The 25,872-nt window shown below is 49.5% G+C and carries 22 protein-coding genes; 18 read left to right on the top strand and 4 right to left on the bottom strand.

The window, feature by feature from the left end; all coding sequences use genetic code 11:
• Positions 1 to 21: 21 nt before the first annotated feature.
• Positions 22 to 231: a hypothetical protein gene (locus ACE99V_RS06555; protein WP_400490259.1), complete on the top strand. Its 210-nt coding sequence runs from the start codon at positions 22 to 24 to the stop codon at positions 229 to 231.
• Between the two features lie 267 nt (positions 232 to 498).
• The gene (locus ACE99V_RS06560) at positions 499 to 2,085 is read left to right on the top strand and encodes an S-layer homology domain-containing protein (protein ID WP_420998357.1); all 1,587 of its coding nucleotides are present in this window, start codon (positions 499 to 501) and stop codon (positions 2,083 to 2,085) included.
• 59 nt (positions 2,086 to 2,144) lie between these two features.
• Here ACE99V_RS06560 and ytvI read toward each other — a convergent pair whose 3' ends face one another.
• Positions 2,145 to 3,176, bottom strand: a complete 1,032-nt coding sequence (gene ytvI, locus ACE99V_RS06565; RefSeq protein ID WP_400490261.1) for a sporulation integral membrane protein YtvI — start codon at positions 3,174 to 3,176, stop codon at positions 2,145 to 2,147.
• A gap of 200 nt (positions 3,177 to 3,376) precedes the next feature.
• On the opposite strand from ytvI, the gene ACE99V_RS06570 reads away from it, so the two are divergent.
• Positions 3,377 to 3,565, top strand: a complete 189-nt coding sequence (locus ACE99V_RS06570) for a hypothetical protein (protein ID WP_400490262.1) — start codon at positions 3,377 to 3,379, stop codon at positions 3,563 to 3,565.
• 179 nt (positions 3,566 to 3,744) lie between these two features.
• On the opposite strand, the gene ACE99V_RS06575 is transcribed toward ACE99V_RS06570, so the two are convergent.
• On the bottom strand, positions 3,745 to 6,579 hold the full coding sequence (locus ACE99V_RS06575; RefSeq protein ID WP_400490263.1) for a DEAD/DEAH box helicase: 2,835 nt from the start codon (positions 6,577 to 6,579) through the stop codon (positions 3,745 to 3,747).
• Positions 6,576 to 8,183 (bottom strand): SWIM zinc finger family protein, encoded by a 1,608-nt coding sequence (locus ACE99V_RS06580; protein WP_400490264.1) that lies wholly within the window; start codon positions 8,181 to 8,183, stop codon positions 6,576 to 6,578. The genes ACE99V_RS06575 and ACE99V_RS06580 overlap by 4 nt, the downstream gene beginning before the upstream one ends.
• 170 nt (positions 8,184 to 8,353) lie before the next feature.
• Between ACE99V_RS06580 and ACE99V_RS06585 the strand changes: the two genes are divergently transcribed.
• Positions 8,354 to 9,049 (top strand): oxidoreductase, encoded by a 696-nt coding sequence (locus ACE99V_RS06585; RefSeq protein WP_400490265.1) that lies wholly within the window; start codon positions 8,354 to 8,356, stop codon positions 9,047 to 9,049.
• Here ACE99V_RS06585 and ACE99V_RS06590 read toward each other — a convergent pair.
• Entirely contained in the window at positions 9,003 to 10,232 is a 1,230-nt protein-coding gene (locus tag ACE99V_RS06590; protein WP_400490266.1) for an MFS transporter, read from the bottom strand. The two genes, ACE99V_RS06585 and ACE99V_RS06590, sit on opposite strands and share 47 nt — an antisense overlap.
• Before the next feature lie 218 nt (positions 10,233 to 10,450).
• Between ACE99V_RS06590 and ACE99V_RS06595 the strand changes: the two genes are divergently transcribed.
• The 14 genes from ACE99V_RS06595 (at position 10,451) to ACE99V_RS06660 (ending at position 25,792) form a co-directional block, all read left to right on the top strand.
• Positions 10,451 to 11,815: an aspartate kinase gene (locus ACE99V_RS06595; protein ID WP_400490267.1), complete on the top strand. Its 1,365-nt coding sequence runs from the start codon at positions 10,451 to 10,453 to the stop codon at positions 11,813 to 11,815.
• A 190-nt stretch (positions 11,816 to 12,005) separates the two neighbouring features.
• A complete protein-coding gene (locus ACE99V_RS06600; RefSeq protein WP_400490268.1) occupies positions 12,006 to 12,767 on the top strand; it encodes an IclR family transcriptional regulator in 762 nt (253 codons plus the stop codon).
• A gap of 15 nt (positions 12,768 to 12,782) precedes the next feature.
• A complete protein-coding gene (locus ACE99V_RS06605; RefSeq protein ID WP_400490269.1) occupies positions 12,783 to 13,739 on the top strand; it encodes a S66 peptidase family protein in 957 nt (318 codons plus the stop codon).
• 18 nt (positions 13,740 to 13,757) lie between these two features.
• Positions 13,758 to 15,593 (top strand): ABC transporter substrate-binding protein, encoded by a 1,836-nt coding sequence (locus ACE99V_RS06610; protein WP_400490270.1) that lies wholly within the window; start codon positions 13,758 to 13,760, stop codon positions 15,591 to 15,593.
• A gap of 7 nt (positions 15,594 to 15,600) precedes the next feature.
• On the top strand, positions 15,601 to 16,569 hold the full coding sequence (locus tag ACE99V_RS06615) for an ABC transporter permease (RefSeq protein ID WP_400490271.1): 969 nt from the start codon (positions 15,601 to 15,603) through the stop codon (positions 16,567 to 16,569).
• A 13-nt stretch (positions 16,570 to 16,582) separates the two neighbouring features.
• Positions 16,583 to 17,500, top strand: coding sequence for an ABC transporter permease (locus ACE99V_RS06620; RefSeq protein ID WP_400490272.1), 918 nt, complete (start codon positions 16,583 to 16,585; stop codon positions 17,498 to 17,500).
• 3 nt (positions 17,501 to 17,503) lie between these two features.
• Positions 17,504 to 18,469: an ABC transporter ATP-binding protein gene (locus tag ACE99V_RS06625; RefSeq protein ID WP_400490273.1), complete on the top strand. Its 966-nt coding sequence runs from the start codon at positions 17,504 to 17,506 to the stop codon at positions 18,467 to 18,469.
• Positions 18,462 to 19,454, top strand: a complete 993-nt coding sequence (locus tag ACE99V_RS06630; protein ID WP_400490274.1) for an ABC transporter ATP-binding protein — start codon at positions 18,462 to 18,464, stop codon at positions 19,452 to 19,454. The genes ACE99V_RS06625 and ACE99V_RS06630 overlap by 8 nt, the downstream gene beginning before the upstream one ends.
• A gap of 16 nt (positions 19,455 to 19,470) precedes the next feature.
• On the top strand, positions 19,471 to 20,676 hold the full coding sequence (locus ACE99V_RS06635; protein ID WP_400490275.1) for a M20 family metallopeptidase: 1,206 nt from the start codon (positions 19,471 to 19,473) through the stop codon (positions 20,674 to 20,676).
• Positions 20,673 to 21,509 carry a creatininase family protein gene (locus ACE99V_RS06640; protein WP_400490276.1) on the top strand — a complete coding sequence of 279 codons (837 nt, stop codon included), beginning with the start codon at positions 20,673 to 20,675 and terminating at the stop codon, positions 21,507 to 21,509. The genes ACE99V_RS06635 and ACE99V_RS06640 overlap by 4 nt, the downstream gene beginning before the upstream one ends.
• Before the next feature lie 6 nt (positions 21,510 to 21,515).
• Positions 21,516 to 22,421: a putative beta-lysine N-acetyltransferase gene (gene ablB / locus ACE99V_RS06645; RefSeq protein ID WP_400490277.1), complete on the top strand. Its 906-nt coding sequence runs from the start codon at positions 21,516 to 21,518 to the stop codon at positions 22,419 to 22,421.
• Between the two features lie 61 nt (positions 22,422 to 22,482).
• Positions 22,483 to 23,646: a tryptophan synthase subunit beta gene (gene trpB / locus ACE99V_RS06650; protein ID WP_400490278.1), complete on the top strand. Its 1,164-nt coding sequence runs from the start codon at positions 22,483 to 22,485 to the stop codon at positions 23,644 to 23,646.
• Between the two features lie 185 nt (positions 23,647 to 23,831).
• Positions 23,832 to 24,722, top strand: coding sequence for a DMT family transporter (locus ACE99V_RS06655; protein ID WP_400490279.1), 891 nt, complete (start codon positions 23,832 to 23,834; stop codon positions 24,720 to 24,722).
• Positions 24,723 to 24,790: 68 nt separating this feature from the next.
• Positions 24,791 to 25,792 (top strand): MBL fold metallo-hydrolase, encoded by a 1,002-nt coding sequence (locus tag ACE99V_RS06660; RefSeq protein ID WP_400490280.1) that lies wholly within the window; start codon positions 24,791 to 24,793, stop codon positions 25,790 to 25,792.
• The last annotated feature ends 80 nt before the right edge of the window (positions 25,793 to 25,872 follow it).

Raw genomic sequence — 25,872 nt, forward strand, 5'->3', positions numbered from 1 at the left:
ATGAATGGAGATGTATGGAACATGACGGAACATAACCACAATGAAACGGAAACCGCGGCAAGCAAACCTGGAAAGATCAGCCTGCAGGAAGCAATGAAACGAAAGCTTGCTGAAAAAAAGCAAGCACAAACGAACCAACATTCGTTTGCCAATCAGAAATCCGGCAATCAAATGATGAAGAGCCAGCAAACGAAAAAACCAAACAATCAGCGAAGACGTACCGGAGTATAGGCCATTTCTCTCCATGACGGAGTCCCCCAAAAGAGTGGGGGACTCCGTTTTTGTTTGTATATAAGAAATTTATAACATGGGGACATCGAATTCAGCCACAAGGAAAGGGTTCGGGGCCCCAGCCGACACCAGCGTTAGCTAAAGTCGGCTGGGTTTTCTTATATTTGGAACAGGATCTTCCTTCATTGCCAAAATGTTTGAAATGAAACCAATCGTTTACCAAAGTTATACTTAACATAACTTGTTTCACTTTTTCCAACAACGCACATGGAGAGGTACAATTTGAAAAAGTTTCGATTCCAACTCGCACTGATCACATTGTTACAACTGAGCATTTTTTCATCCTTTACAGAAGCACAATTTTATCCTTTTACCGACATATCGAACAGCTACGCTCGAACGGAAATATCTCTCTTACATAAGCAAGGCATTGTGATGGGGGACGGAAAGGGCCGGTTTTATCCGAACCAACCGGTCACACGTGCTGAATTCGTTACCATGTTGGGGCGGACGCTAGGGATCAAGCCTGTCAATAGCCCGATACAGGCGTTTCGGGATGTTCCGCAGAGACATTGGGGAAATGGCTGGATTCATGCAGGCGCACAACTGGGGTTGATTGGCGGCACCAGTCCTTCCACGTTTGACCCTTCCCGGTACATAAGCAGGCAGGAGGCTGCTGCCATTTTGGTCCGATCCCAAAAGCCGAGATACATAGAGAATGCCGATGTTGCGGTATCTGATGCAGAAGAAATCGCTGACTGGGCCGCACCGTATGTCAAGGAAGCCATTCGTTCCGGCTACATGTCCGGGTACCAGGGGCAATTTCGTCCCAAGAGCCATATGACACGTCAGGAAATGGCAGTTGTTTTAAACCGATTGCTAAGCGTTCCGGTCGCAAATCCAGGAAACAAAAGCAAGCCCATCCAGTTGGCATGGCAATACGGCGGGACCAGTACGGATTTTATTCAAAACGTTCAAAATTCAACCGTCAATGTATTGTCGCCGCGATGGTTCTTCCTCAATGATTCTGGCAACATCACTGACAACGGAGACGGAGCGTTGGTAAAGTGGGCCCATCAAAATGGAAAGCAAGTGTGGGCGATGGTTGGAAATCGTTTTGATGCGGCTCTGACGCATCAAGCGATCTCACAGGAAGCGAAGCGAAAGGCGATCATCAACCAGATCGTCAGCTACAGTAAAAAGTACCAGCTGGATGGCGTCAACATCGATTTTGAAAATGTACAGCCGAGCGACAAAAACAACTACACCTCGTTCATACGCGAACTGTCTGCTGCACTGAAGGCAAATCACGTCATCCTGTCCATCGATGTTCCACCCGATTTGGGAAATTCATGGAGTGCGGCGTACGACTATAAGGCACTGGGCAGTCTGGTCGATTATATGGTTGTCATGTCGTATGACGAGCATTGGAGCGGCGGTCCAAAAGCGGGTTCAGTTGCTTCCCTGCCTTGGTTTACACAGAACCTGCAAAAAATGACATCGGCTGTTCCAGCGAAGAAGGTAATCGCCGGAATCCCGCTGTACACGCGAGACTGGTACACCATGAATGGAAAAGTTCTGTCCAAGGATTTGTTGATCCCTGAATTGTACAGTCTGCTCGCCGAGAAAAAACCGCGCATGGTATGGGATTCGGTCAAGGGTCAGTACATAGCCACGTATACAAAAGACGGCGTGAAGCATTCCATTTGGCTGGAAGAAAGTCGCTCCATCTCCGAAAAAATGAGGAAAGTCTACGAGTTGGGCATCTCCGGCGCAGCTTACTGGCATATCGGGGGAGGGACAACAGACGTTTGGACGGCCATTGAAAACATCGGGAAAATGGAAAACAGGTAACCCTACGTGAAAGACCCAGGCTCTGCCGAGAGTCCTGGGTCTTTTACCTTGGTTGTCCATTAAAAATCAATCTTGAATTTTAGGAAGCCGGCTTTACGCAACGCTTCATAGATAATAACCATTGCGGGACCCAGGATCAGTCCAAAAAAACCCATCAGCTGAAAGCCGAGATAGAGACTGACCAAAGCGGCCAACGCGCTGATTCCAAGGCTGGAACCAAGTATTTTGGGTTCAATGGTGCGTCGGACCACGGTGATTACGATAAAGAGAACGATCAAACCGATGGCCAAGTGTGAATTGCCGGCAATAAAATTGTAGACGGCCCAGGGAACGAGAAAAGAGCCCGTTCCCAAGATCGGAAGAATATCCACAAGCACAATCAACAGGGCAATGAGTGCGGCATACTTGACCTGTAAGATCAGCAGGCCAATGAAAGACAGGGCGAATGTAAGCAGACTCAGGATCACTTGCGCACGCAAAAAGCCAACGGTTGCACGGTTTAGCTGAGAAAGTACAACCTCCACCTTCTCTCTTGCAGAAGAAGTGAACATTCTCATAAAGCCCGCCCGCAATCTCGGCAGGTCAAGGCTGATTAAAAACAAGGCTACGAGGTAGATTATGGAGGTAAGGAGGAATATTGGAATGGAAGCAACGGCGCCAATGACCCATTTTGCAATGCCGGAAGCGGCATTGACAGCGGAGCTTTTTAATCCGGTAAACAGCTGCTGCAGCTGGAATTCGATATCAGCTGGCAAAGAGGCGTAGTAGGCTTCCCATTTCCAGATGGAAGACTCCACCAGTTCAAACACGTGTTGAGAAAAAGCGGGCAAACGCTGTGCCATTTCTACACCTTGAACCAACAGCTGCGTTCCCAGCCAGTATGCACTTGCACCAAATACAAGCAGGAACAGCAAAAAGGATACGGTTACCGCGCCTGAACGATTCAGACGAAACGTTTGGAGAATAAACAAAACGAACGGTTCCAAGAGCATTGCCGTCAGTAAGGCAAGCAAGAACGGAACGCTGTAAGGCAAAAGAAGTAAGCCAATGGCGAGCAGTATTACCAACAAGAGGATTTTTCGAATCGTCATCAAAGGGCTCCTATCACCAAGGGAGTAAGAAAGTATGAGACTAAGCTTTATTTTACCATTTTGTATGGAAGATTTTCATCCATTGAGCACATTTTTGTGACGAGGCCTCAAAATGGCTAGTGCGAAAACGGATAATCTGGTATTGTCCGAGATAGAGGTAAATCAACCAGGGATTTGAGAACAAGGAAGGTGTATCATATATGGGTAACGTGGATTTGGCCAGTTTAACGTGGGAGCAGTTCTGGTTTGGAGTCGCTTTTATCTCCATGACCGGCATCTTGTTCAGTCTGGGGATGCTCCGATTGTTTCAAGAGCGGGTTCGAGCAGGCATCATTTTGTTCTTGCTAAGCGCAGTATCTGGCTCACTCTTCCTGTGGTATGCCCTTTAACCCGCTGTATCGTAAGTAACGGTCCGATCTCCTTCATGATCGGACCGTTACCTTATTTTTTATCTCCTCATAAAATCGTCGCCAGGCCTCTGGCAGTTTTGAATGGGTAAGCTTTTTCTCCTTACTCTCCCTTGACGTTTGCTTTTTCGATTCCTTTTCCATGCAGCCACCGATCCTTTCTAATCAAGCCAATCGTGACGAAGCGTAAACAGTTCCCGCAGCTCGGAGGTAGACAGTTCGGTGATCCAGCTTTCGCCACTGCCTACAATCTTATGGCTGAGGGAAAGCTTGTTCTCCATCATCTCATCGATGCGCTCTTCGATTGTTCCGAGGGCAATAAACTTGTAGACCTGCACATGACGCTGCTGCCCGATTCGATAGGCTCGATCGGTTGCCTGGTTCTCTACAGCCGGGTTCCACCAGCGATCCATGTGGAAGACGTGATTGGCCTCTGTCAAATTCAAGCCGGTTCCTCCAGCACGCAGAGACAGGATGAAGATGCCGGCACGCAGATGGTCAGGAAGGGAAGTGTCCTGGAACTTCTCAATCATTTCGTCACGCTTGTCTTTTGGAGTTGACCCGTTTAAAAAGAAGACGGGACCATGACCTTCGCTTTCAAGGATTCGCCGCAGCAAGTTCCCCATTTCAATATACTGCGTAAAGATCAGACAGCGTTCTCCTTTGCGGCGGATGTCCTCAACCAGCTCCAGCAGACGTTCGATCTTGTTTGAGCGCCGTTTTTCGTCGGGTGAGGACGTATCGTGCAGGACGAGCCCCGGATGATCACATAGCTGCTTTAATCGAGTCAGCGTTGTGAGGATGAGTCCCCGCCTTTCCATAGGGGAGGCATCGTCAAGACGGGCAAACATGTCATGGATCGTGGATTCATAGAGGGCCCCCTGTTCAGCTGTGAGCGGAACATATTCCTTCCCTTCATTTTTCTCGGGCAAATCCAATTGAATCCTTGGGTCGGTTTTTACACGTCGTAACAGGAAGGGTTGAATCAGACGCTGGACTTGCAGAATCAGTTTCTGGTCCTGACTTCGCTCAATGGGGAGGACAAAACGCTGAGTAAATTCGCCCAGACTGCCCAAATACCCCGGATTGAGAAAATCAAAAATCGACCATAGTTCGGTTAACCGGTTTTCGATGGGGGTTCCCGTTAAAGCGATACGGTGACGGGCATGCAAGTTGCGGATTGCCGATGCTTGTTTGGTATAGGCATTCTTGATGTGCTGGGCCTCATCCAGACAGAGCGTATTCCACCTCACAGATGATAGCTCCTGCCCATCCAAATGAGACAGAGCGTAAGAGGTTATCACCAGGTCTGCTCCCTGTATGGATGAGGGAAACTCGTCTTGTTTCTTCCGTGCATTGCCGTAGTGGACATAAATCTTGAGGGAAGGGGCGAATCGCTCCAATTCCTTTTGCCAGTTTCCGATCACCGAAGTCGGACAGATGAGCAGGGATGGGGTGTCAAAGGACTCGGTTTCTTTCAGGTGTAACAAATAGCTGATAAACTGAACCGTTTTTCCCAACCCCATATCGTCGGCCAAACACGCACCCAGACCAAACTGCCGCAAAAAGAGAAGCCAGGAACTCCCTTCCAACTGGTATTGTCGCAGCGTTCCCCGAAAGGCGGAGGGTTGATCCAGGATCGGAATTTCCCGCATCTCCTGAAGCTTGGTTATGAAGTGGAGCAGATGCTGGTTTAGTTCGACCTCTACCTGAAGGGAAGAAGACACATCGGATTCCTCAGTCTTTGCAACCTCTTCCTCCAAAGCACCAAGCAGGTGCAGTCTCATCGCATCCCGCAGAGTGAAAGCATGTTTTCCCTTTGATTTCTTCAACGTCTTTTGTATTTGCGAGACCAAATCCGGGGTCAATTGAATCCACTGACCTTTTACCTTGACCAGTCTCTGATTATGCTCCAGAAGACGACGAAATTCTTCCTCGTCAAGTTCAACTGAGCCGTTCGCCAGCTTCCACTCAAACTCCATGACTTGTGATATTCCCAAATAGGACTGTTTCCCCGAGCCGACAGAAGAGAGAACCTTTGCCTTGATTTTTGGTCTTGCTCGTCTGACCTTTTCCCACCAAGCGGGCAAAAAGACGTGGATGCCCGCTTGAACCAGCTGCAAGCTGCCCTCTGTCAAAAACGACCATGCCTGCTCATTGGTCAGTCGGGTACGGATTGGAGATTCGCCATCGCTCCCGGTTAGCCAGGGGAGGATCTCGGAACATTTCTGCACATCGCGTAAAAAGCGCTCTTGATGTTCTAGCCATTCAGAAGGAAGCGCTTGGTCATGGGAAACTCCTGCGGGAGAAATTTGATAAACCTGATCAGGCCGCTCTTTGTCTTGCAGGAAAAACTGCAGGTGCCAATCACTCTCACTGTTTTCTGCTTCCGCTACTTGCAGGCAAGTGCGAAACGGGGTGTCGTCCGGCAGCCATCCGATTGATTGCAGCCATTCCGTCTCCTGCAAGTGCGGTGACAAATCCTCTCCCATCACAGAAAGAGCAGGGTAGAGTTTACAGAGATGATTCCAAGCGGAACGTACGCCCCCCTGACCGGAGAGAAATTCACTCAACACGAGGGTCAGCCAGCTGTTCGCATACGGGGGCATAGAGTGCTGTGATCCAATAAGCTTAAAACCCATCCGACCGTCTTTCCAGTCTTCAAAATGGGGAGCAAAATTTCCCGCAGCCAGAGCTTCCTGGATCATCACAGCCGTTTTTTGAAACTGCACCATCTGCTCATCAAGAGTGAAAGCGATGTGTTCGAGCCATTGGGGTCTGGAGAAAAAGGAGAGTGCCTCGCAAGGACGCAACCGGATCCCATCCTCCGTTTTGTTGAGAAACGTTCCGTAAAAAGAACTCTCATCCCAGGCAAAAAGAGCGCCTGCCAACTCTTCGGGCGCGATCACGGCTCCATTTGGGCGGGTGCCTTTGACAAGAAAATGCCCGTCTGACAATCGTTCTGCTGTGAGATATAAGTTTGCCACTACACTCATGTAATCAGATTTCCTCTCCTTAGCTCCTCTTGGAAAGCCCGCAAACGGTTATACGAAACGGCCAGTTGATGAATAAACTGTTCCCAGCGATCTTCCCGGTTTGCTTTCTGGTAGCAGGAGCGCGCTTTTTTCAGGAGCCTTACCGCTTCCTTGTAGGAAGCCCGATTCCGTTCATGGATCAATCCATCGATTTGACGCACATAGAAAGGCAGAAGCAAGACAGGATCGATCTCCTCAATGGCTTTGGCTTGCAGCTGATTGACGTCTGCAGGTGAGACCTTATAGGACATTTGCAAATCCAGCCATTGTTTATACTGTTTTTGCTCAAAAAGATAGGCAGCATACGCATGAAAGCTTCTGGGCAAAAATCTCCTGAGCATCGCTCCGCACTCGTCTGCGCGGCCGGTCCTTTCCATGGCTTGCTGCCAGATCGCCGTTGCCAAACGGTAGTCGGGTTCATCCGCGCTGCCGATCAATCCCTCCAGCCAATCAATCCAGGCTAACACGCGCTGCCATTCGCTGCGGCGAGCGAAGGCTTTTACATACATGAGGTAAAAAGGGAGGGAGAGGTGCTCCCGCCTCCTCCATATCTGAAGGGCGGCTTCATCTTTTTCTTCCATCACAAAGAAATGCGGCTGAAGCAGTTGGTATCTTTCCCTTGCGGAAGCGGGCAAGCCGGGATCGTGAATCAGTTGCTCCAACTCAGTTGCTTCGGCTTGAATCCACTCAGCTTCATCCAATAAATACCACCAAAGCATACGATACGCAAAAAGTCCGTGCATCGGCGAAGACTCACTGTGCTTCAAATCTTTTACGATGTCCAGGGTTGCTTCCAGGTGGGGGCGATGATGTTTCCTTACCTCTGACGCGTTGAGATACAAGAGTGTTCCTTCCAGGTGTTCGAGAAGCCTTGCCGCCGTCTGATTCAATTCCTCCGACCAGTAAGAGGAGCGATGTTTGTCTACAAAGGTTTGCAATTTCAGCAAATGGAAGAGGCATGAGTGAATGGTGAACAGATCCCCCAGTTCTTCAGACCAGGTATCTGCAACGGCAGTCACGCTCTGATAGCTGGAAAGAAGCTCGGATGAGGCTCGGTAGGTTTCCATCGCGGACGTTAAATTCCGGGTCCAACTCTCCAAAAATGACCACCATTCGTTTACCGAGCTTTTCTCGGTTAAGGCAACACCTGTCGCGTGCATGAAGGTACTTGGGCGGGTGTCTTTTGTCGGCTTTTTGTAGGCAGGGTACAGCAGCGAAGGAGAAAAGGTTGCGGATCTTGGTTGTTTCACCTTGGCAAGGAAGTTTCTTGGGTTTTCAAACACGCTGTATACTTGAAAGAAAGTAGCCGCGATGTGTTTGCAAAAACGCGAGTAGGGACAGGAGCAGGTGCTATTGAGAAAATTGTCCAGAATAAGGACCACACGATACACCTGAGAGCCTTGCACATCACTTGTGAGGCGTCTACCTTTTTCGACTTGAATGTTAAAGACCAGACCGTCCGAAAAATAGGCATAGCCGCGCTCAATAATAGGCTCCTCCATGTTAACAAGAATTTGCTCGCTTAACCGCATGACTTGTTCCCGCATTAATTCCCGTTGTAACATGGTGTGGAATCCTCCGTACGAAGTGTTATCCTTTCATTATATCGAAAATCATGCAGAATAGAAAAAAACTATGTAAAAGGAATGCAAATCAGCGGAAGGACCCAAGAAAAAGAGACTCGTCGTGACGAGTCCTGGAAATGATCCTACCTCGAAGAGAAAAGGTGATGACCATGCAGAAAAGAACGGCAGTTCTCTATGGTGCTACAGGATTGATCGGGAAACAACTGGTACGGTATTTGTTGGAAAGCCCCGAATATTCAAGAGTGACGGCCGTTGTAAGAAGGCCGCTACACCTGCGACATCCCAACCTGCAGGAAGTGGTTGCCGATTTTGATCAATTGGAGAAGTACTCGGATTTGATGGCAGGAGACGATATCTTTTGTTGTTTGGGAACCACTATGAGGAAGGCGAAAACCAAAGAAGCATTTCGCAGGGTGGATTTTGATTATCCGCTTCAAATCGCCCGCATCGCGAAGAGAAATGGTGCCCAAAAGTTTTTGCTGGTCTCCGCCATCGGTGCAAATAAACACTCCCCATTCTTTTACAACCGTGTGAAGGGGGAGTTGGAAGAGAAATTGGCGGAAATTGGATTCCCGCAGCTGTTGATATTCCGGCCGTCACTGCTGCTTGGGGATCGCAAGGAATTTCGCTTGGGTGAGAAAAGTGCCATCCTTCTTTCGTCCGTTCTTTCGCTATTCTTGATCGGACCGTTACAAAAATATCGTGCGATTGACGCGGAACAGGTCGCGTATGCCATGTATCGAAGTGCTGTGAAAGAATGGAGTCAGGCAATCATTGTGCTGGAATCCGATCAAATGCTTACTTCACTGCCAGCTTGTCATCAGTCAGGAGGCTTCTCTGACTGACATCTGTATCATCCTGTCTCCTTCGTATCATGATTACAGCGGTTATCAAAAGTGCCGCTCCATTGATGACAAACACATATCGAATCGGAATCCAGCCCCCCAGTAACCCCCCCAGTACCGGGCCGATCATGGTTGCAAGCTGTGTAGCTGACTGGTTGAGGCTGAACGCCCTGCCCCTGAATTCCGGTTCGGTCACTTTTACGATCATGGCATTGATAGATGGATAGACAGCGGCGAAGAACAGACCGTAGAAAAATCGAAGGATGCCAAACCCATACAGATCGGTAAAAAAGAACTGCAAAAGGTTGCCGATTCCTCCGCCCAACAAGCCGATCAGCAGGATTTTTGAGTATCCTACTTTGGTTCCCAGAGCGCCCCACCGCGGAGCTGCCAGAACGGTGGCAATCCCGACCGCGGAGAAAATGATCCCCGAACTCAGGGCCGCATCCTTTTGGGAGGCTCCCAGCTGCAGCACGTAAACGGTCAACAGCGGTTCCAGAAGCATGACCGATACGGTAACCATCATGGCAAGCCCCAACACCCTGACAAAGGGACCGTTCTTCATCGCCGTTCGCAGGTCCTCTCGTATGGACGAGCGAGTGGCGGTACGGTTCACCTTTGTTTCTTTGGCGAAAAACGTGGCGATCAGTGCCGCTATCAATACGACAAAGGAAGAAATGAGAAATGCTTCCCGGTTCCCCCACATATGGCTTACAAAACCGCCAACCAACGGTCCAACAATTCCGCCTGTGGCACCAGCAGTCGCCATGACTCCCAGGGCATAACCGACGTGCTTTTCCGGCGTATTGGTTGCGACCAGCGCGATGGAAGCGGGCACAAAGCCGGCCAGCAGTCCTTGGAGAACACGAATCACGAGAAACAGGTAAGGGTCTGTAACCAGGTAGTTCAAATAATACAAGGCGGCCAGGCTGAAACCGGACCGTATCAGCATGGGCTTTCGTCCGTACTTGTCTGCAAGAGACCCCCAGTAGGGCGAAATCAGCGCGCTTACCAGAAACGTAATGCCAAACGAGATTCCTGACCACGCTTCCAGATGTTCCTCCACTCCTAGAGAGGTGTTAAGAAAAATAGGTAAAAAGGGGATGGAGATGGAATATGCGGTGCTGCAAAAAAAGACCCCGATCCATAGCACGATGAGATTTCGTTTCCAAGAGAAGGACATTGAGAGACACAACCTTTGCAAGAAAAAAACTGACCATTTTAGCAATTTTGATTCTAACACTGCTTTTCATGATTTGACTAATTGATAAATTACATAGGTATATTGAAGATTTTAAATAAGAACAGCTTTTGTCCTCCTGAAAAGGACACTTGTCTTTTTAGGGAAACTATTTTAACCTATATCCATGAATAGACAGAAAACCGTTGGAGGAGTCGGAGATGAAAGTTGCAAAATTCGGGGGAACATCATTAGCCAGTGCTGAGCAGATCAAGAAAGTATGTGCGATCATCAGGTCAGATGCAGAACGACGGGTCATTGTGGTGTCTGCACCGGGAAAGCGATTCAAGGAGGACATCAAGGTTACGGATCTGTTGATCATGTACGCAGAGAAAATGCTTAGTGGCGGCAACGCAAGCGAGATACAGGATGCCATTTTTCAACGATATATCGACATCGCAGAGGACCTTGGCCTCTCACAAGAGATCATGGAACAATTGAAGGCTGACCTTGCCGAAGCGCTGACGATCAAACATGGAGCAGACCCATCCCGTTTTCTCGATCAGGCGAAAGCGGCTGGAGAGGACACTTGCGCCAAACTGGTTGCTCATTACTTGCGAAATCTGGGGGTAGAGGCCCACTATGTAAATCCTTTTGAAGCCGGGCTGTTTGTCACCGATGAAGCGGGAAACGCCCAAGTGCTTCCAGAAGCATATGAAAATCTTCGCACGTTGCAAGACCGAAAAGGAATTGTTGTTTTTCCGGGATTTTTCGGATATACGAAAGAAGGGGTTCTGGTCACGTTTTCTCGTGGCGGATCAGATATTACGGGTTCTATTCTCGCAGCCGCGCTCAAAGCGGACATGTACGAAAATTTCACCGATGTGGACTCTGTCTACGTGGTGAATCCGAGCTTGGTCGAGAAGCCAAAGGAAATCAGTGTCATTACCTACCGCGAGATGCGGGAACTCTCTTATTCCGGATTTTCGGTCTTTCATGAGGAGGCGCTGCTTCCGGCCTATCAGGCAGGCATTCCCGTATGTATCAAAAATACCAACAATCCGAGTGCGCCGGGTACGATCATCGTGTCGGAAAGAGAGTCCTACGAAAATCGCGTGGCAGGTATTGCAAGTGACAAGGGATTTTGCAGCATTTATGTCAGCAAATACTTAATGAACAGAGAAGTAGGGTTTGGACGGAAGCTTCTGCAAATCCTCGAAGAAGAAGGGTTGTCGTACGAGCACACTCCTTCGGGTATTGACAACATTTCCGTGATCTTGCGCAAAAAAGATTTCACAGAGGAAATCCAGGCACGTGTCGTTCAACGAATTCAGCGTGAACTGCATGCGGAAGATGTGGTTGTCGAGCAGGATCTTGCCCTTGTGATGATTGTCGGGGAAGGGATGAGGCGTTCTGTCGGGACTTCGGCGAGAGCTACTTCCGCCCTGGCGAAAGCAAAAGTAAATTTGGAAATGATCAATCAAGGGTCATCGGAAGTAAGCATGATGTTTGGGGTGAAGGAGGTAGATGCCGACCGTGCGGTTCTCGCGCTCTATCACGAATTTTTTGCCGAAGCTCTCGTGTAAGAGAAAACAAAAATCCAGACTATTCGAAAGAACCTCTCATCCTTTACAGGAAAGAGAGGTTCTGTGTTTTTTCATGTTGCATGAAATCGTAAGAATATTGTTGACTTTCAGTCTATTTACTGGCTAAACTGAAATCATAAAATGAAAATACATTTTCACTGGATGAAAATAAAGGAGAGTGATAACGATCGTGGAGAAACATCAAGGCATTCGGGTTCTGGATAGGGCATTCGATATCTTGGAAGCACTAGCGGCTGAAGCAGAGCTGACATTAGGGGAAATCTCTGTGCGAACAGGACTCGCCCTTGCAACCGCCTATCGTTCCGTCCAGACCATGGTTTCTCGCGGGTATATCGATCAAGACGCGCGGACTGGGAAATACCGCCTAGGCATGCAGATCGTGCGCCTCAGCGGACAGGCTGTCAGTCGGATTGATGTTATCCGTGTTGCCACGCCTCATCTGCAAGACCTTTCGAAACGAACCGGTCTCAATGTGAATTTAAGCATTTTTGACAACGGAAAGGCCCTCTGTTTGGTCAACATTGAAACGATGCAAGACTTTATGATGGGCATCAAAGTGGGGCAGCGGCTTCCCATTCATGCTGGTGCGCTGTCCAAAGTAATCCTGGCTAACCTTCCTCCCGAACAAATTCCTGCCTTACTCGGTAATTTGGAACCCTTCACACCACACACCATCGCAAACAAAGACACATTGCAACAAGAACTGGATACCATTCGTTCGCGAGGCTATGCCGTATCCAATGGAGAATTGGCGGTTGGCGTATCCGCTCTGGCCGCCCCCTTGTTTGATCACGGAAATCGGGCTGTCGCAGGCATCTCTCTTTCGGGGCCGAAGTCTGATTTTTCTGAAGAAAATACGGGCAGGTTCATTGAAGAACTGCTTGCAGCTGCAAGTCAAATATCCCGTGAACTGGGTTACAGGAGCCTGTAAAAAGGGGGAGTGAATGTGGACAAATGTAAGCCTCGCCGGCTAAAGCAGGGGGACACGATCGGAATCATAGCCCCTGCCAGCCCTCTTTACAACAGAAGTGATCTAAAACGCGGGATCAGCACGTTGGAAGAGTGGGGCTATCGCGTTGTGGTTGGTGAACATGTCAACGAGCGGCATGAATATTTGGCGGGAACGGACGCACAACGGGCCGCCGATCTGAATGCCATGTTTCAAAATGACTCCATTGATGCCATATTCGTTACCCAGGGCGGATATGGCAGTGCCAGAATTCTGCATTTGCTTGATTTTGATGCCATTCGCCAAAACCCAAAAATTCTGATCGGGTACAGCGACATTACTTCCCTGCATCTGGCCATCCACAAACGAACCGGATTGGTAACGTTTCATGGTCCAGGCATGGCTGGGTATAATGCCGAAGACCTTTCTGATTACAGGAAAGAATATCTTTTCAAAGCGTTAACTTCCCCCGAACCAATCGGGGAAATAAAAAAAGAGAACGAAAAAAAGTACATTCACACCATTCAGGCTGGGGAAGCAAGCGGTGAACTGATTGGCGGCAATCTGACTCTGCTGTGCGCATCCCTCGGAACGCCATACGAAGTCGAAACGGAAGGCAAGATTCTGTTTCTCGAAGAATTGGACACGGAACCGTGGGTCATCGATCATATGCTGACACACTTGTTCAACGCCGGAAAACTTCAAAAGGCAGCAGGCATTGTCATCGGAGAGTGCAAGGATTGTGTTCCGTACAAGCACAATCCAGGCTTTCCCGTCACGTTCAGCCTCGAGGACGTACTGGAAGATCGTTTGGCGCCACTGGACATCCCCGTTCTCTACGGCTTGCCTTTGGGTCATACGCGGGAGTTAGCTACTCTTCCGATCGGCGTCCAAGCGCGTTTGGACGCCACGCGAGGGAAGTTTTACGTGGAAGAATGCGCAACGATTGAATAGAAAAAGGGGGATAAAGAAATGAGCAAGGTTCGCTTCGAGAAAAAAAGCAGGTTCACGCTTCTTGCCTTTTGCATGTCTGTCGCGCTGTTCATTTTTCCTTTCTTCACCATCGGGGCTGCTCAAGCCGCAGAGGAACCAGTGACGTTGCGCGTAGGCTGGACTGCAGAGCCTGACAGCTTGAGTCCATTTATATCCAACCGGATCGTGACCTTTGAACTGCACTTGTTGCTGTATGATACCCTCATTGCGTATGACAATGATGTCAAGCCGGTTGGCCGATTGGCAAAGGAGTGGAAGGTTAGCGACGATCATCTCACCTGGACGTTCAAATTGGCGGAGGGCGTAAAGTGGCATGATGGCCAGCCATTCACTTCCGAGGACGTGAAGTTTACATACGAATCCCTGATGAAAGCCCAAACAGGGATGTACGCAGACTTTTTGAAGGGAATTACAGCCATTGAAACGCCTGACCCGTTGACGGTCGTGATCAAAACGGAGAAGCCAAAGGCGAACATGCTTCAGGTAACAGCTCCCATTCTGCCCAAGCACATCTGGAGCAGCGTCAAATTCGAAGATTTGAAAACGTGGCCCAATGACAAGCCGATTGGGACTGGCGCTTTCAAGTTTGTCGAATGGAAAAAAGGCGAGTATGTGAAGCTGGAAGCAAACAAGGATTACTTTTTGGGGGCACCCAAGATCGAGCAGCTCATTTTCCCGCTTTACGCCAACAACGATACGATGGTCCAGTCCTTGAAGATCGGGGAGATTGACGGCGCCATCAATATCAACCCGAACCAGGTCAAACTGCTTCAATCGGAAAAGAACATTCAGGTCGTGTCCAATCCAGGGAATCATTTTACCGATCTGGCCATCAACGTGTGGAAAGATCCCAACTCGAAAGGCAATCCGTTGCTCTTGATGAAGGAAGTGCGAAAAGCGATGGAGTACGCCATTCATAAACAACAGGTCATCGATGTGGCCTACTCCGGTCAGGCCCGGATCGGAACGACGCTGGTGCCCTCCGTCTTTGCCAACTGGCATTATGAGCCGCAGGGAGAGGAGATGCGCTCGTACAATCCGGAAAAGGCCAAACAATTGCTCGAAGCAGCCGGCTTTTCCGATCGGGACGGAGACGGGATTCGGGAGGATGCAAAGGGAAAGAAGCTGGAGTTCCGGCTTTTCCTCCGCGGGGAAACAGCAGAAGAGGTCAAGGCTGGGCAAATGATCAGCGGCATGTTCAAGGAAGTAGGGATCGGCACCAAAGTAGAAACCATGGACGACGGACTCTTGACCGATAAAATTTACGACAATGCTGACTTTGACCTGTTCATTTGGGGATGGGGCACAGACGTAGACCCGACCACCATTCTGAGCGTCGTCAGCACGGACCAAATTGGCAACTTGAGTGAAACCTATTACTCCAATCCACAATACGACAAGATGTTGATCGAGCAGGGAACCATTGTCGACCAGGCCGCGAGAGAACAGATGATCAAGGACATGCAGAAAATGGTGTATGAAGACGTGCCGTACATTATTCTGTTGGAGGATCATGGCATGCAGGCGGTCCGCACAGACAAATGGGACGGGTGGAAACCGATCGGCGGAGCTTTGTTCCAGGGTTATAACCACTACAATTATCTCTCTGTCAGCCCGAAATCGACACCCGCGAGCAACCCCTCCGCTTCAGAAACACCGGCTTCCAATGCTGCGCCTGCTGCCTCTCAAACGGCGCAACAAAGTTCAGGTCAATCCGGATTGATTTGGGCTGGACTCGCCATCGTGGCAATGGCCGTGATTGGCGTCTTGATTGCCCGGAAAAGAAAGACCATTGACGATTTCGACCAGAAGTGATAACGCGATGAAAACTGCCTATCTGCTGAAAAAGACGTTTCATGCCGCTATCACCGTGTTATTCGTGCTTGTAATCAATTTCTTTCTGTTTCGCGTGATGCCGGGTGATCCCTTGGCCATGCTTCTCCGCGATCCCAAAATGTCACCTGAAGCCATCGAACAGATGAAGCAAATGTTCGGGCTTGATCAACCGTGGTATATTCAATTTTTCACGTACGTGAAGGAACTGCTCCAAGGGAACCTGGGGACATCCTTTATGTTCAAACAACCCGTCATGGACATCATTGCCGGCAAGCTGCTCCCCACGATTCTTCTCGTGGGGACGGCAAGCATCATTGCCTTGGTGGGCGGGACACTGTTAGGGATATTGTCTGCACGAAAACGGGGCACAAAAGTGGATGTTTTCGCACTTGGCTTCTCCCTGCTCACCTATTCAATGCCAACCTTTTGGCTGGGTGTGGTGCTTGTCGCGTTTTTCAGCGTCTATTTGATGGCATTTCCCACAACAGGGATGGTGACAGCAGGCAAAAGCTTTGAAAACACCGCGGCTCTTTTCCTGGATATGGGAAAGCATCTTTTCTTGCCCGTGCTCTCACTCAGTCTGGTGCTGATTGGTCAATATGTATTGATCATGCGAAATACCTTGCTGGATGTGCTGACGGAAGATTACATCCAGACGGCCAAAGCAAAGGGCTTCTCGGATAAATATGTATTGCGCCGGCATGCCGTGCCGAACGCCATGCTTCCCCTGATTACCCTCGTCTCCATTAATTTTGGCTTCATTATTGCGGGCGCCATTGAGGTGGAGACCGTCTTTTCCTGGCCGGGCATTGGCCGCTTGATGTTTGAGGCGTTGATGAACCGGGATTATCCGCTTTTGCAGGGGATCTTTTTTTTCATCAGTGTCTGTGTGGTCTTTGCGAATTTGTTGGCTGATGTTCTCTACGGATACCTGGATCCCCGCATAAAAGCCTAGAAAGGAGACCGCTATGAACGAACCTGTCTTGAATCAGTCAGCACTGGAGACGAATCCGTCCTCCAGGAAAAGTGTAAAGCGGCACAAGGTTCATCGATGGCTGACGGTTTTCCGCGAGAATCGCATCGGCATGCTGGGAGCGTTTCTCTTTTTTCTGTTCGCGCTCATCTCGACCATCGGGCCCATTGTCTATCCGTACGATCCCATGGAATTTGGCAGTGGAGGCGCCGTGCTTCAGCCTCCCAGTGCGGAGCATTGGCTGGGAACGGATGATATGGGGCGTGATGTGCTGGGCGCTTTGATTTCCGGTTCGCGGACGTCTCTGGGTGTTGGAGTTCTGGCCACCGGCATCACCATGCTGATCGGAACATTGGTCGGCATCTGTGCCGGATACTTTGGCGGAAAGATTGATACGCTGCTGATGCGGTTTACAGAAATTTTCCTCGTTTTGCCCTGGCTTCCCTTGATGCTGGTGCTTGCCGCTCTCTTGGGAACCAGCATCTGGAACATCATTCTGGTCATCGGCATCACCAGCTGGTCCAGCACGGCTCGAATCGTTCGGGCTCAGGCCCTGTCCATCAAGGAGCGGCAATTTGTTGAGCGCGCCCGCGCAATTGGCGCCAGTCACTTTACCATCATGCGCAGGCACATTTTTCCCAATGTGTTTCCGCTGATTTTCGCAAACACCATCCTCGTATCGGCCGTTGCCATCTTGTCGGAAACATCCCTTAGTTTTCTGGGCATGGGAGATCCCACGCATCCCAGCTGGGGGATGATGCTTCACTATGCATTTACATCCGGGGCCGGCAGTATGGGAGCGTATTGGTTTCTTCTCCCTCCCGGCTTATGCGTGGTGGCCGTCGTTCTCGGCTTTACCTTTTTGGGTTACGCCTTTGATGAACTGTTCAATCCCAAGCTGCAACGGAGGTAAGCGATGAGTCTGCTGGAAGTTCGTGATTTGAAGACGTATTTTCGAACCAAGGAAGGAGTCGTCAAAGCAGTGGACGGGGTAAGCTTTTCTTTACAGGAAGGAGAAGTCTTGGCCCTGGTAGGAGAGTCAGGATGCGGGAAAACCACCACGGCCCTGTCCATCACCCGTTTGCTGCCGCCTGAAGGAGAAGTCGTCGGCGGCGAGGTCCTTTTTCGCGGGCTTGATCTCGCCAAGGAAAGCACACAGAAGATAAGGCGAACCCGTTGGAAGGACATCTCCATCGTTTTTCAAGGAGCCATGAACGCGTTGAATCCTGTCATGAAGATCGGCGATCAGATTGCGGAAGCAGTCATGCTGCACGAGAAAACTGCCTACGACGCTGCCAGAAAGAGGGTCAAAGACCTGCTGGAACTCGTAGAGATAAATCCTGAGCGAATCGATCAGTATCCGCATGAGTTCAGCGGCGGCATGAAACAGCGCGTGATGATTGCCATGGCCCTGGCATGCCGTCCGCGGTTAATCATCGGAGATGAACCGACAACCGCATTGGATGTGATGGTGCAGGCGCAAATATTGGACTTGCTGGAAAGACTGCGCCGAGACCTGCAGATGGCCATGATTCTGATCACCCATGATCTTTCTGTGATGGGGGAAACATGCGATAAGGCGGCCGTCATGTACGGCGGAAAGATCGTAGAGTATGGAACCGTCGAACAAATTCTTGAACAACCTGCTCACCCTTATACGCAAAAATTGGTTACATCTTTCCCCAACCCTTACGGCAGCAGAGAAATGGTATCCTCCATTCCCGGAGTCCCCCCCAATCTGTTGACGCCTCCCAGCGGCTGCCGTTTTCATCCGCGCTGTGAGCATGCGAGTGACACATGTCGGATAAGTGAGCCCCCTTTACGGCAGATTGATTCTGGACAGGTTGTCGCTTGCCACCTGAGGGGGGAAACCAGTGAATAAACCATCAAAAGAAGATGTCGTGATCCAGGCAAAGGGACTACAGGTAACATTCGATAAGCATCAAGGCCTGATAAAAGACTTGTTTTCCAACAGCCAAACAAAAGTGACCGCCGTTGATGGGATCGATTTGACCATTCGAAATGGGGAAATTGTCTCGCTGGTTGGAGAAAGCGGCAGCGGCAAAACGACTTTTGGCAAAGCATTGCTGCATCTGGTTATTCCGAGTGCGGGAGAGATCACCTTTGAAGATCAGATCATCACACAAAAAGAAATGAGGAAGTTTCGTCAACGCGCCCAGATGATTTTTCAGGATCCGTACCAATCCCTGAATCCAAAGCACATGATCATCGACATCGTCGCCGAACCGCTTCTGGTACACGGACTGCTTTCTTCTGAGGAGGAGAAGCTGAAAAAAGTAACGGAGGCTCTGGAATCGGCAGGTTTGAAACCGGGAGAGCAGTATCTGTACCGGTACCCGCACGAGCTGAGCGGCGGACAGCGCCAGCGTGTGGTGATTGCGGCCGCTTTGGTTTTACATCCGCATTTTATCGTTGCCGACGAGCCGGTTTCGATGCTTGACGTTTCCGTTCGGGCCGACATCTTGAATCTGATGGTGAAGCTCAGAGACGAGAAAGACATATCCTATCTGTTCATTACGCACGATCTTTCCCTGGCATGGCTGATTTCTGACCGGATTGCGATCATGTACCTGGGAAAAATCATGGAGATTGGGCCAGCCGAACTGATAGCCGGCGAGTGTCTTCATCCCTACACCAAGGCGCTGGTCAGCGTCATGCCTGCACCGAAAAAGAGAACAGACCGAAAACGGATGGTTTTGACGGGAGAAACGCCGGATCCCAGCCGAATCCCGGCCGGCTGCCGTTTTCATCCCCGCTGTCCGATGGCCGTGGATCGTTGCCGTACGGAAGCACCCGTTTTGCGCGAAGTGAATCCAGACCATCTCGTCTCCTGTCATTTGGTGTAACGAAAGGAGAATGACTTTGCGAGTATTGGAACAGATGAATGACATCATCGAAAAAGAAAGAGAAGCCCTTGTCTCTATCAGCAAGCGGATTTTTGACAATCCGGAACTGGGCTTGCAGGAAAGATTCGCTTCAACGATCATGTGTGAGTACCTGGAACAGAACGGCTTTAGTGTGACGAGAGGAGCAGGCGGTCTGGATACTGCGTACGTGGCGCAGCTCGAAAGGGGTACCGGTGGATTTCATGTCGCCTTCTGTGCCGAGTATGACGCCCTTCCGGAAATCGGCCATGCCTGCGGACACAACCTGATCGGCATGGCCAGCGTGACAGCCGGCATTGCGTTAGGAAAAACCCTCTTGGGCGAAGATATTCCGTTCAAGGTATCTGTGATTGGAACGCCCGATGAGGAAGGCACCGGCGGCAAGATTGACCTCATCAACGCCGGGGTATTCCGCGATGTGGATATTTGCATGATGTTTCACCCTGGCTACGAAACGATCATCCACGTGGAGTCTCTGGCTTTTCATTCCTATGAGTTTATTTTTCACGGGAAACCTGCGCATGCTGCCTCAGAGCCCTGGGAGGGTAAAAATGCTCTCGACGGTGTCATCCAGACGTTCAACGCGGTAAATGCCTTGCGTCAGCATGTAAAACCGGATGTGCGAATCCACGGAATTATCAAGGAAGGAGGACTTGCTACAAACATTGTTCCAGAACGCGCTGTTGCAGAGTTTTGCATCCGATCCGAAGATAACACGACTTTGGAGGAGGTCGTCGAGCGCGTCCTGAATTGTGCACGAGGTGCAGCAGTAAGTACGGGTACCGACCTGGAAATCAAACCGATTGGCCATTTTTACGACGCGATGAACAGCAATCGGGCTTTGGGGGAGGTATTCGAGGAATCTTTGGCAGAGACGAAATATTCAGATCCAACACGGTTTCAAGAGGGAAAAGGATCAATCGATATGGGAAACGTTAGCAACGTCGTACCGGCGATTCATCCCGTTCTCTCGCTGACGGAGCAAATGGTTCCCGGCCATACACCGGAATTTGCAGCCATGTGCAACACGGAGCATGCATACGAAGTAATGCTTTTGGCAGGCAAAGCGATGGCATTGACCGCCTATAAGGTGATTCAGAGTCCGGTCTTGCAGAAGAGAATCAAACAGGAGTTTGAAGAAAGCCGATCTACCAAACAATCGCAATCGGGGGAACGCGCATGAAAAAGTATCTGTTTGCCGAAATGACCTGGCCGGAAGTTCAGCAAGCCATCCACGAAGAGCGGGTTGCAGTTGTTCCAGTAGCCATGATTGAGGAACATGGTCACCATCTGCCCGTAGATACCGACCTGGTTTTGGCCAATGAAGTTTGCATCCGGGCCGCTCAACAAATTCCGTCCGAAATGATCGTTATCCCACCCATCAACCACGGCTACGCTCCGCATCAAATGGACTTTCCCGGCGTCATTTCCATCGGTTCGCAAACATTCATCCATTACGTCACAGATGTGTGCAGAAGCTTGGCGCATCAGGGGTTTAAACGGATTCTCCTGTTAAATGGGCACGGAAGCAACGTATCGCTGCTGCAGGTAGTGGCCCGACAAACCATTCTGGAATATCCGGATGTCATGTGTGCAACCATCTCTCACTGGGATCTTCAGCCTGTCATCGAGCTAGCCGAACAAATCCGGGAATCAGAGAACCCCGGGGGGATCAACCACGCCTGTGAACTGGAAACCTCCATGTACCTTGCCATAAAGGAAGAATTGGTCCAAATGGATAAAGCGGTGCGGGACTTGGATAAGTTCAAAACCTCCAAGTATTTTTGGCTGGATCTGGTCGGTCGTGGAGAAGGCAGACCGGTGATTATGATGCCTTATTGGAGCGCCATCTCGGAAACAGGTACATTGGGAGATCCGACTGTCGCCACCAAGGAAAAAGGAGAAAAGCTGCTTGCTGCGGCCGTAGAGGGGCTCGTAGAATTTATCCGCATTTTCAAAGAAAGGCAGCATCATCCGCGTGTGAACCATCACGAACGTTCCTCTACAGGCAGGTGAACGATCATGACAGACGAGAGCCGCTTCACGAGTTTGGAAGACAGAGTCATGGACCGCGTGGAAACTGGCCGTGGATTCGAAATGCAGGTTCGATTGGACGGTGTCAGCAGCAGAATCCGGGTAGATGACTATCGAGGCAGTGTAGAAGGGATGATAGAGCGACTCGAAGAGCTTGCTCAGCAATTCTCCTATACCAAAACGATTGTCAGAGTGCGGGCGGAACATGTGGATCGCTTCCTTTCCCGGGGCTATGAAATAGAGGGTGTGTATCGCGCATACTACAACGGCAGCGACGCCTATGCAATGACCAGATATCACTCCGTTGAGAGAAGAAACAGTGACCTCTGGCTTAAGGAGGATCATATTCTTCGGCATGTGCTGACACTGCCGGAATCAGCAGAAGACAGAGGATTTCCCCCAAATTATTCCTTGCGCAGAGCAACGAAAGAAGATGTCGAACAACTGGCCGCGCTGTATGCCGCGACATTTCCTGTCTATCCAACCCCGGTCAGCCAGCCTGCGTATCTGGCAAAGTTGATGAAGGACGGCGTGATCATCCATGCGGTTGAAACGGATGGGCAGATCGTCAGCGCGGCCGCCGCGCACGTAAACCAGGCGCTTCACCATGCAGAAATCGCGGATTGCGCGACCGATGCCGAACATCAGAAAAAGGGGCTCATGAAACATTTGATTCTATGCCTGGAAAAGGAGTTGTTCCAACAGAGAATCTATTGTGTTTTTTCCCACGCCCGATCCCTGTCATTTGGCATGAACGCTGTGTTCCATCAATTGGGATACACGTACGGCGGACGATTGACCAGGAACTGTATCATCTATGACAAGTACGAGGACATGTCACTCTGGATAAAAGACTTATCGGATCGAAAAAACACAATGACATGTTTGGGATGAGCCGTCTATAAAATGTACTGTAAAGAAGGGTTTCACAAAGCTGATCCGAGGGGGAACCGGTATGAGTCATGCGGAGTTTGAGAAAGGCTATTTTGGTCAGTTTGGGGGGAGTTTTGTTCCGCCGGCATTACAAGAGGTATTGGATTATTTGGCAGAGCAATTCGAAAGGTATAAAGAGGATCCGGACTTTCAAAATGAATATGTTTACTATTTGAAAGAATACATTGGTCGGGAAAATCCACTCACTTTCGCCAGAAACCTGACTGAGAAGTTAAACGGTGCCAAAATCTATTTGAAACGGGAAGATTTAAATCATACCGGAGCCCATAAGATCAACAACGTCATCGGACAAATCCTGCTGGCAAAGCGTATGGGGGTAAAGCGGGTGATCGCCGAGACAGGTGCCGGTCAGCATGGGGTGGCAACCGCAACGGCATGTGCGATGTTCAATATGGATTGCACGATTTATATGGGAGCAGAAGATACGAGACGACAAGCGTTGAATGTATTTCGGATGGAACTGTTAGGGGCAAAGGTCGTTGCTGTATCAAAGGGACAGGGCAGACTGAAAGAGGCTGTAGATGAAGCGTTAAACGACCTGGTCGCGAATTACAAAAATACCTTCTACCTTCTCGGTTCTGCTGTAGGCCCCCATCCGTTTCCCACGATGGTAAAACACTTTCAGTCCGTAATCAGTGAGGAATCGAAGCGTCAGATTCTCGAAAAGGAAGGTCGTTTGCCGGATGCGGTCATAGCATGCACAGGCGGTGGCAGCAATGCGATTGGAGCATTCGCTCACTATTTGCACGAAGAAAAGGTCCGTCTGATTGGTGTGGAACCAGATCAAGCGGCTACGCTGACACATGGTGTTCCCGCTGTCATCCATGGTTTTAAGTGTTTGGTGCTGCTTGACGAAGAGGGAAACCCGCAGCCAACCTACTCCATTGCAGCCGGATTGGATTATCCCGGAGTGGGACCAGAGCACAGCTTTTTAAAAGAATCGGGACGGGCTGAGTATTATACGGTAACAAATGAAGAAGTCTTGGAGGCTTTCCAGGTTCTGTCTAAAACGGAAGGCATACTGCCTGCCTTGGAGAGCTCACACGCAATCGCTTATGCATGTAAGCTGGCTCCCACCATGAACAAGGACCAAATCATCATTGTGAATCTCTCTGGCAGAGGAGATAAGGACGTAGAACAAGTGTTTCACATGTTGAAAAAGTAGACTTGTTTCCACATTCACTGGGGACGGTAACCTCTCTTCCGAACGAACGGAACAGAGGTTTTTTTCTTGACCCTATATGACATACAACGTTATGAAGCTTCAGCTTATGGACTTTTCCGCGGACCTCATGTACGATAACGCATGTATTGAGAACAATTTCGGATTGGGCGAAAGAAGGCTGTGCCATGATTCGATCATACCTGCTGCTCCTTTTTTGCGTTACGTTGTGGGGGAGCAATTTCGTATTCGGCAGTATCCTCGTCAAGGAATTTCCTCCTTTGTTCCTGGCAGATGTTCGATTGCTATTTACCTCTCTGTTTTTACTGGGATATGCCTGGTATACAAAAAAATTTGTTAAAATCAGGCGAAGAGAGTGGGGATTGTTACTATTACTCGGCCTGATTGGAACGCTTGCAAACCAGACTGCGTTTTTCACCGGATTGATGACCACCGACGCTACCACTGCCTCTTTGATCCTTTCGCTATCCCCGATCGTAACGGCTGTACTGGCCTCCTTTTTTTTAAAGGAAAAGTTTACTCTGAGAATGATCGTTGGATCGTTGTTGGCACTGATCGGTACATTCTTCGTTGTTGGCAGCGGCGCAGGTTTGACTGTTTCCTTCGGTGTATTGTTTATTTTCATCGCGATGGTAACATTTTCGTCATCGATGATTATCATCAGAAAACGGACGGAAAGCATGGATCCGTTTATCGCAACCGTATATGCGACCGTTGTCGGTGCTCTTTTCATGACGCCCGCCGCATTCTTCACAGTTGACTCATCATCAGCCATAAGTCGCGATGTTTGGGCTTGGTTGCTGTTGATTGCGACTGCGATTCTGATGCAGGGTGTATGCGGAATTGTGTGGAATCAGCAGTTAATGATAGTGGGAACGGGGAGAGCCGCGATCTTTCTCAATTTGCAGCCGTTTGTTGCCATGTTGGTGGGGTTCCTTCTGCTTGGTTCACAGGTGACTCATATCCAAGCGTCAGGATCACTGCTGATAGTGGCTGGAGTGATCGTGGCAACGGTTCGTTCACAGAAAGAGTACGAAACAACAGAATTTGCTGGGTAAGGACCCTTGTTTCGTGTTTGTACATAGGGTAAGAAATCGAGAAAGAACTTTTTGATCAGGAGGTACTTATGGTTGCACAGGCAGAATCCATGATTCAGGTGAAGATTCCCATTCCAATCCCGCTTAAAACGGTCAACACGTATCTGTGTCAGACCCATGATGGATGGGTCATCATTGATACAGGCCTGGATACGCCTTCAGCAAGAGAGACCTGGATGAATGCCTTTAGGGAAAACAACATCGATTTTACGAACGAGGTACGCCAGATCGTTATCACTCATTACCATCCTGATCACATAGGATTGGCCGGATGGCTGCATCAAATAACCGGCGCTGAGGTGATGATTTCCTCGGAGGGAAAAAGAGCGTCAGAGAAAGTGTGGCTGAATCATCGGCAAAACGCAGAGACGATCAGCAGTTTCTTCATTACTCACGGAATGCCTCTCCATGACGGGAATGAGATCAAAACGCATATGGAAGACTTCATGAAATACCTATCACCTTTGCCTGATATGTCTGAGATTGAGGAAGGATATCTGTTGGAACTGAAGGGAGGCACATATCGTGCCATCCACACTCGCGGACACTGTGACGGACATTTTGTCTTCTATGACGAAAACTTCGGTTTCCTTATCGGCGGAGATCAGATCCTGGACAAAATTTCACCCAATATCAGTTTATGGCCAACCTTTGATCCGAATCCGCTTCAATCGTTTATCGATTCCTTGCAGGCTTTGAAACCATTGCCGATTCACAGAATTTTTCCGGGTCACGGTCCCATCATTACCCAAGCGCAGATGAGAATCGAACAGTTGCTCCAGCATCACCATGAGCGATTGGAAGAGATTGTTTCGTATTTGAAACAGGATGGCAGACAAACAGCCTATCAAATATGCCGGAAACTTTTCCACTCGCGTCAGTTGGATCTTCATCAGCTTCGCTTTGCGATGGCGGAGACACTCGCTCATCTCGTGTTTCTCGAATTTGAAGGGAAAGTGAAGCGAGACGCGCACGAAAATGCTTCCCGCATGAACGATCGCGAATCCATTGTTCATTGGTGCCTTTCCTGATAGGAACTCGTTGATCCTTTTAAAACGATAATCCTATTGACAAAGTCGGAATTGAATATTAAAATGTGAACATTCAAAAG

Origin of the sequence: Brevibacillus soli (genome assembly GCF_044759095.2) — a bacterium.
In the GTDB taxonomy this organism is placed as follows: Bacteria; Bacillota; Bacilli; order Brevibacillales; family Brevibacillaceae; genus JBIYSM02.

Bases quoted from the DNA above. Each gene is read 5' to 3' on its own strand.
- ablB (WP_400490277.1), top strand. From the start codon at position 21,516: ATGACAGACGAGAGCCGCTTCACGAGTTTGGAAGACAGAGTCATGGAC.
- ytvI (WP_400490261.1), bottom strand. From the start codon at position 3,176: ATGACGATTCGAAAAATCCTCTTGTTGGTAATACTGCTCGCCATTGGC.
- trpB (WP_400490278.1), top strand. From the start codon at position 22,483: ATGAGTCATGCGGAGTTTGAGAAAGGCTATTTTGGTCAGTTTGGGGGG.
- ACE99V_RS06590 (WP_400490266.1), bottom strand. From the start codon at position 10,232: ATGTCCTTCTCTTGGAAACGAAATCTCATCGTGCTATGGATCGGGGTC.
- ACE99V_RS06555 (WP_400490259.1), top strand. From the start codon at position 22: ATGACGGAACATAACCACAATGAAACGGAAACCGCGGCAAGCAAACCT.
- ACE99V_RS06640 (WP_400490276.1), top strand. From the start codon at position 20,673: ATGAAAAAGTATCTGTTTGCCGAAATGACCTGGCCGGAAGTTCAGCAA.
- ACE99V_RS06655 (WP_400490279.1), top strand. From the start codon at position 23,832: ATGATTCGATCATACCTGCTGCTCCTTTTTTGCGTTACGTTGTGGGGG.
- ACE99V_RS06560 (WP_420998357.1), top strand. From the start codon at position 499: ATGGAGAGGTACAATTTGAAAAAGTTTCGATTCCAACTCGCACTGATC.
- ACE99V_RS06570 (WP_400490262.1), top strand. From the start codon at position 3,377: ATGGGTAACGTGGATTTGGCCAGTTTAACGTGGGAGCAGTTCTGGTTT.
- ACE99V_RS06660 (WP_400490280.1), top strand. From the start codon at position 24,791: ATGGTTGCACAGGCAGAATCCATGATTCAGGTGAAGATTCCCATTCCA.
- ACE99V_RS06610 (WP_400490270.1), top strand. From the start codon at position 13,758: ATGAGCAAGGTTCGCTTCGAGAAAAAAAGCAGGTTCACGCTTCTTGCC.
- ACE99V_RS06580 (WP_400490264.1), bottom strand. From the start codon at position 8,183: ATGTTACAACGGGAATTAATGCGGGAACAAGTCATGCGGTTAAGCGAG.
- ACE99V_RS06585 (WP_400490265.1), top strand. From the start codon at position 8,354: ATGCAGAAAAGAACGGCAGTTCTCTATGGTGCTACAGGATTGATCGGG.
- ACE99V_RS06575 (WP_400490263.1), bottom strand. From the start codon at position 6,579: ATGAGTGTAGTGGCAAACTTATATCTCACAGCAGAACGATTGTCAGAC.
- ACE99V_RS06620 (WP_400490272.1), top strand. From the start codon at position 16,583: ATGAACGAACCTGTCTTGAATCAGTCAGCACTGGAGACGAATCCGTCC.
- ACE99V_RS06615 (WP_400490271.1), top strand. From the start codon at position 15,601: ATGAAAACTGCCTATCTGCTGAAAAAGACGTTTCATGCCGCTATCACC.
- ACE99V_RS06595 (WP_400490267.1), top strand. From the start codon at position 10,451: ATGAAAGTTGCAAAATTCGGGGGAACATCATTAGCCAGTGCTGAGCAG.
- ACE99V_RS06625 (WP_400490273.1), top strand. From the start codon at position 17,504: ATGAGTCTGCTGGAAGTTCGTGATTTGAAGACGTATTTTCGAACCAAG.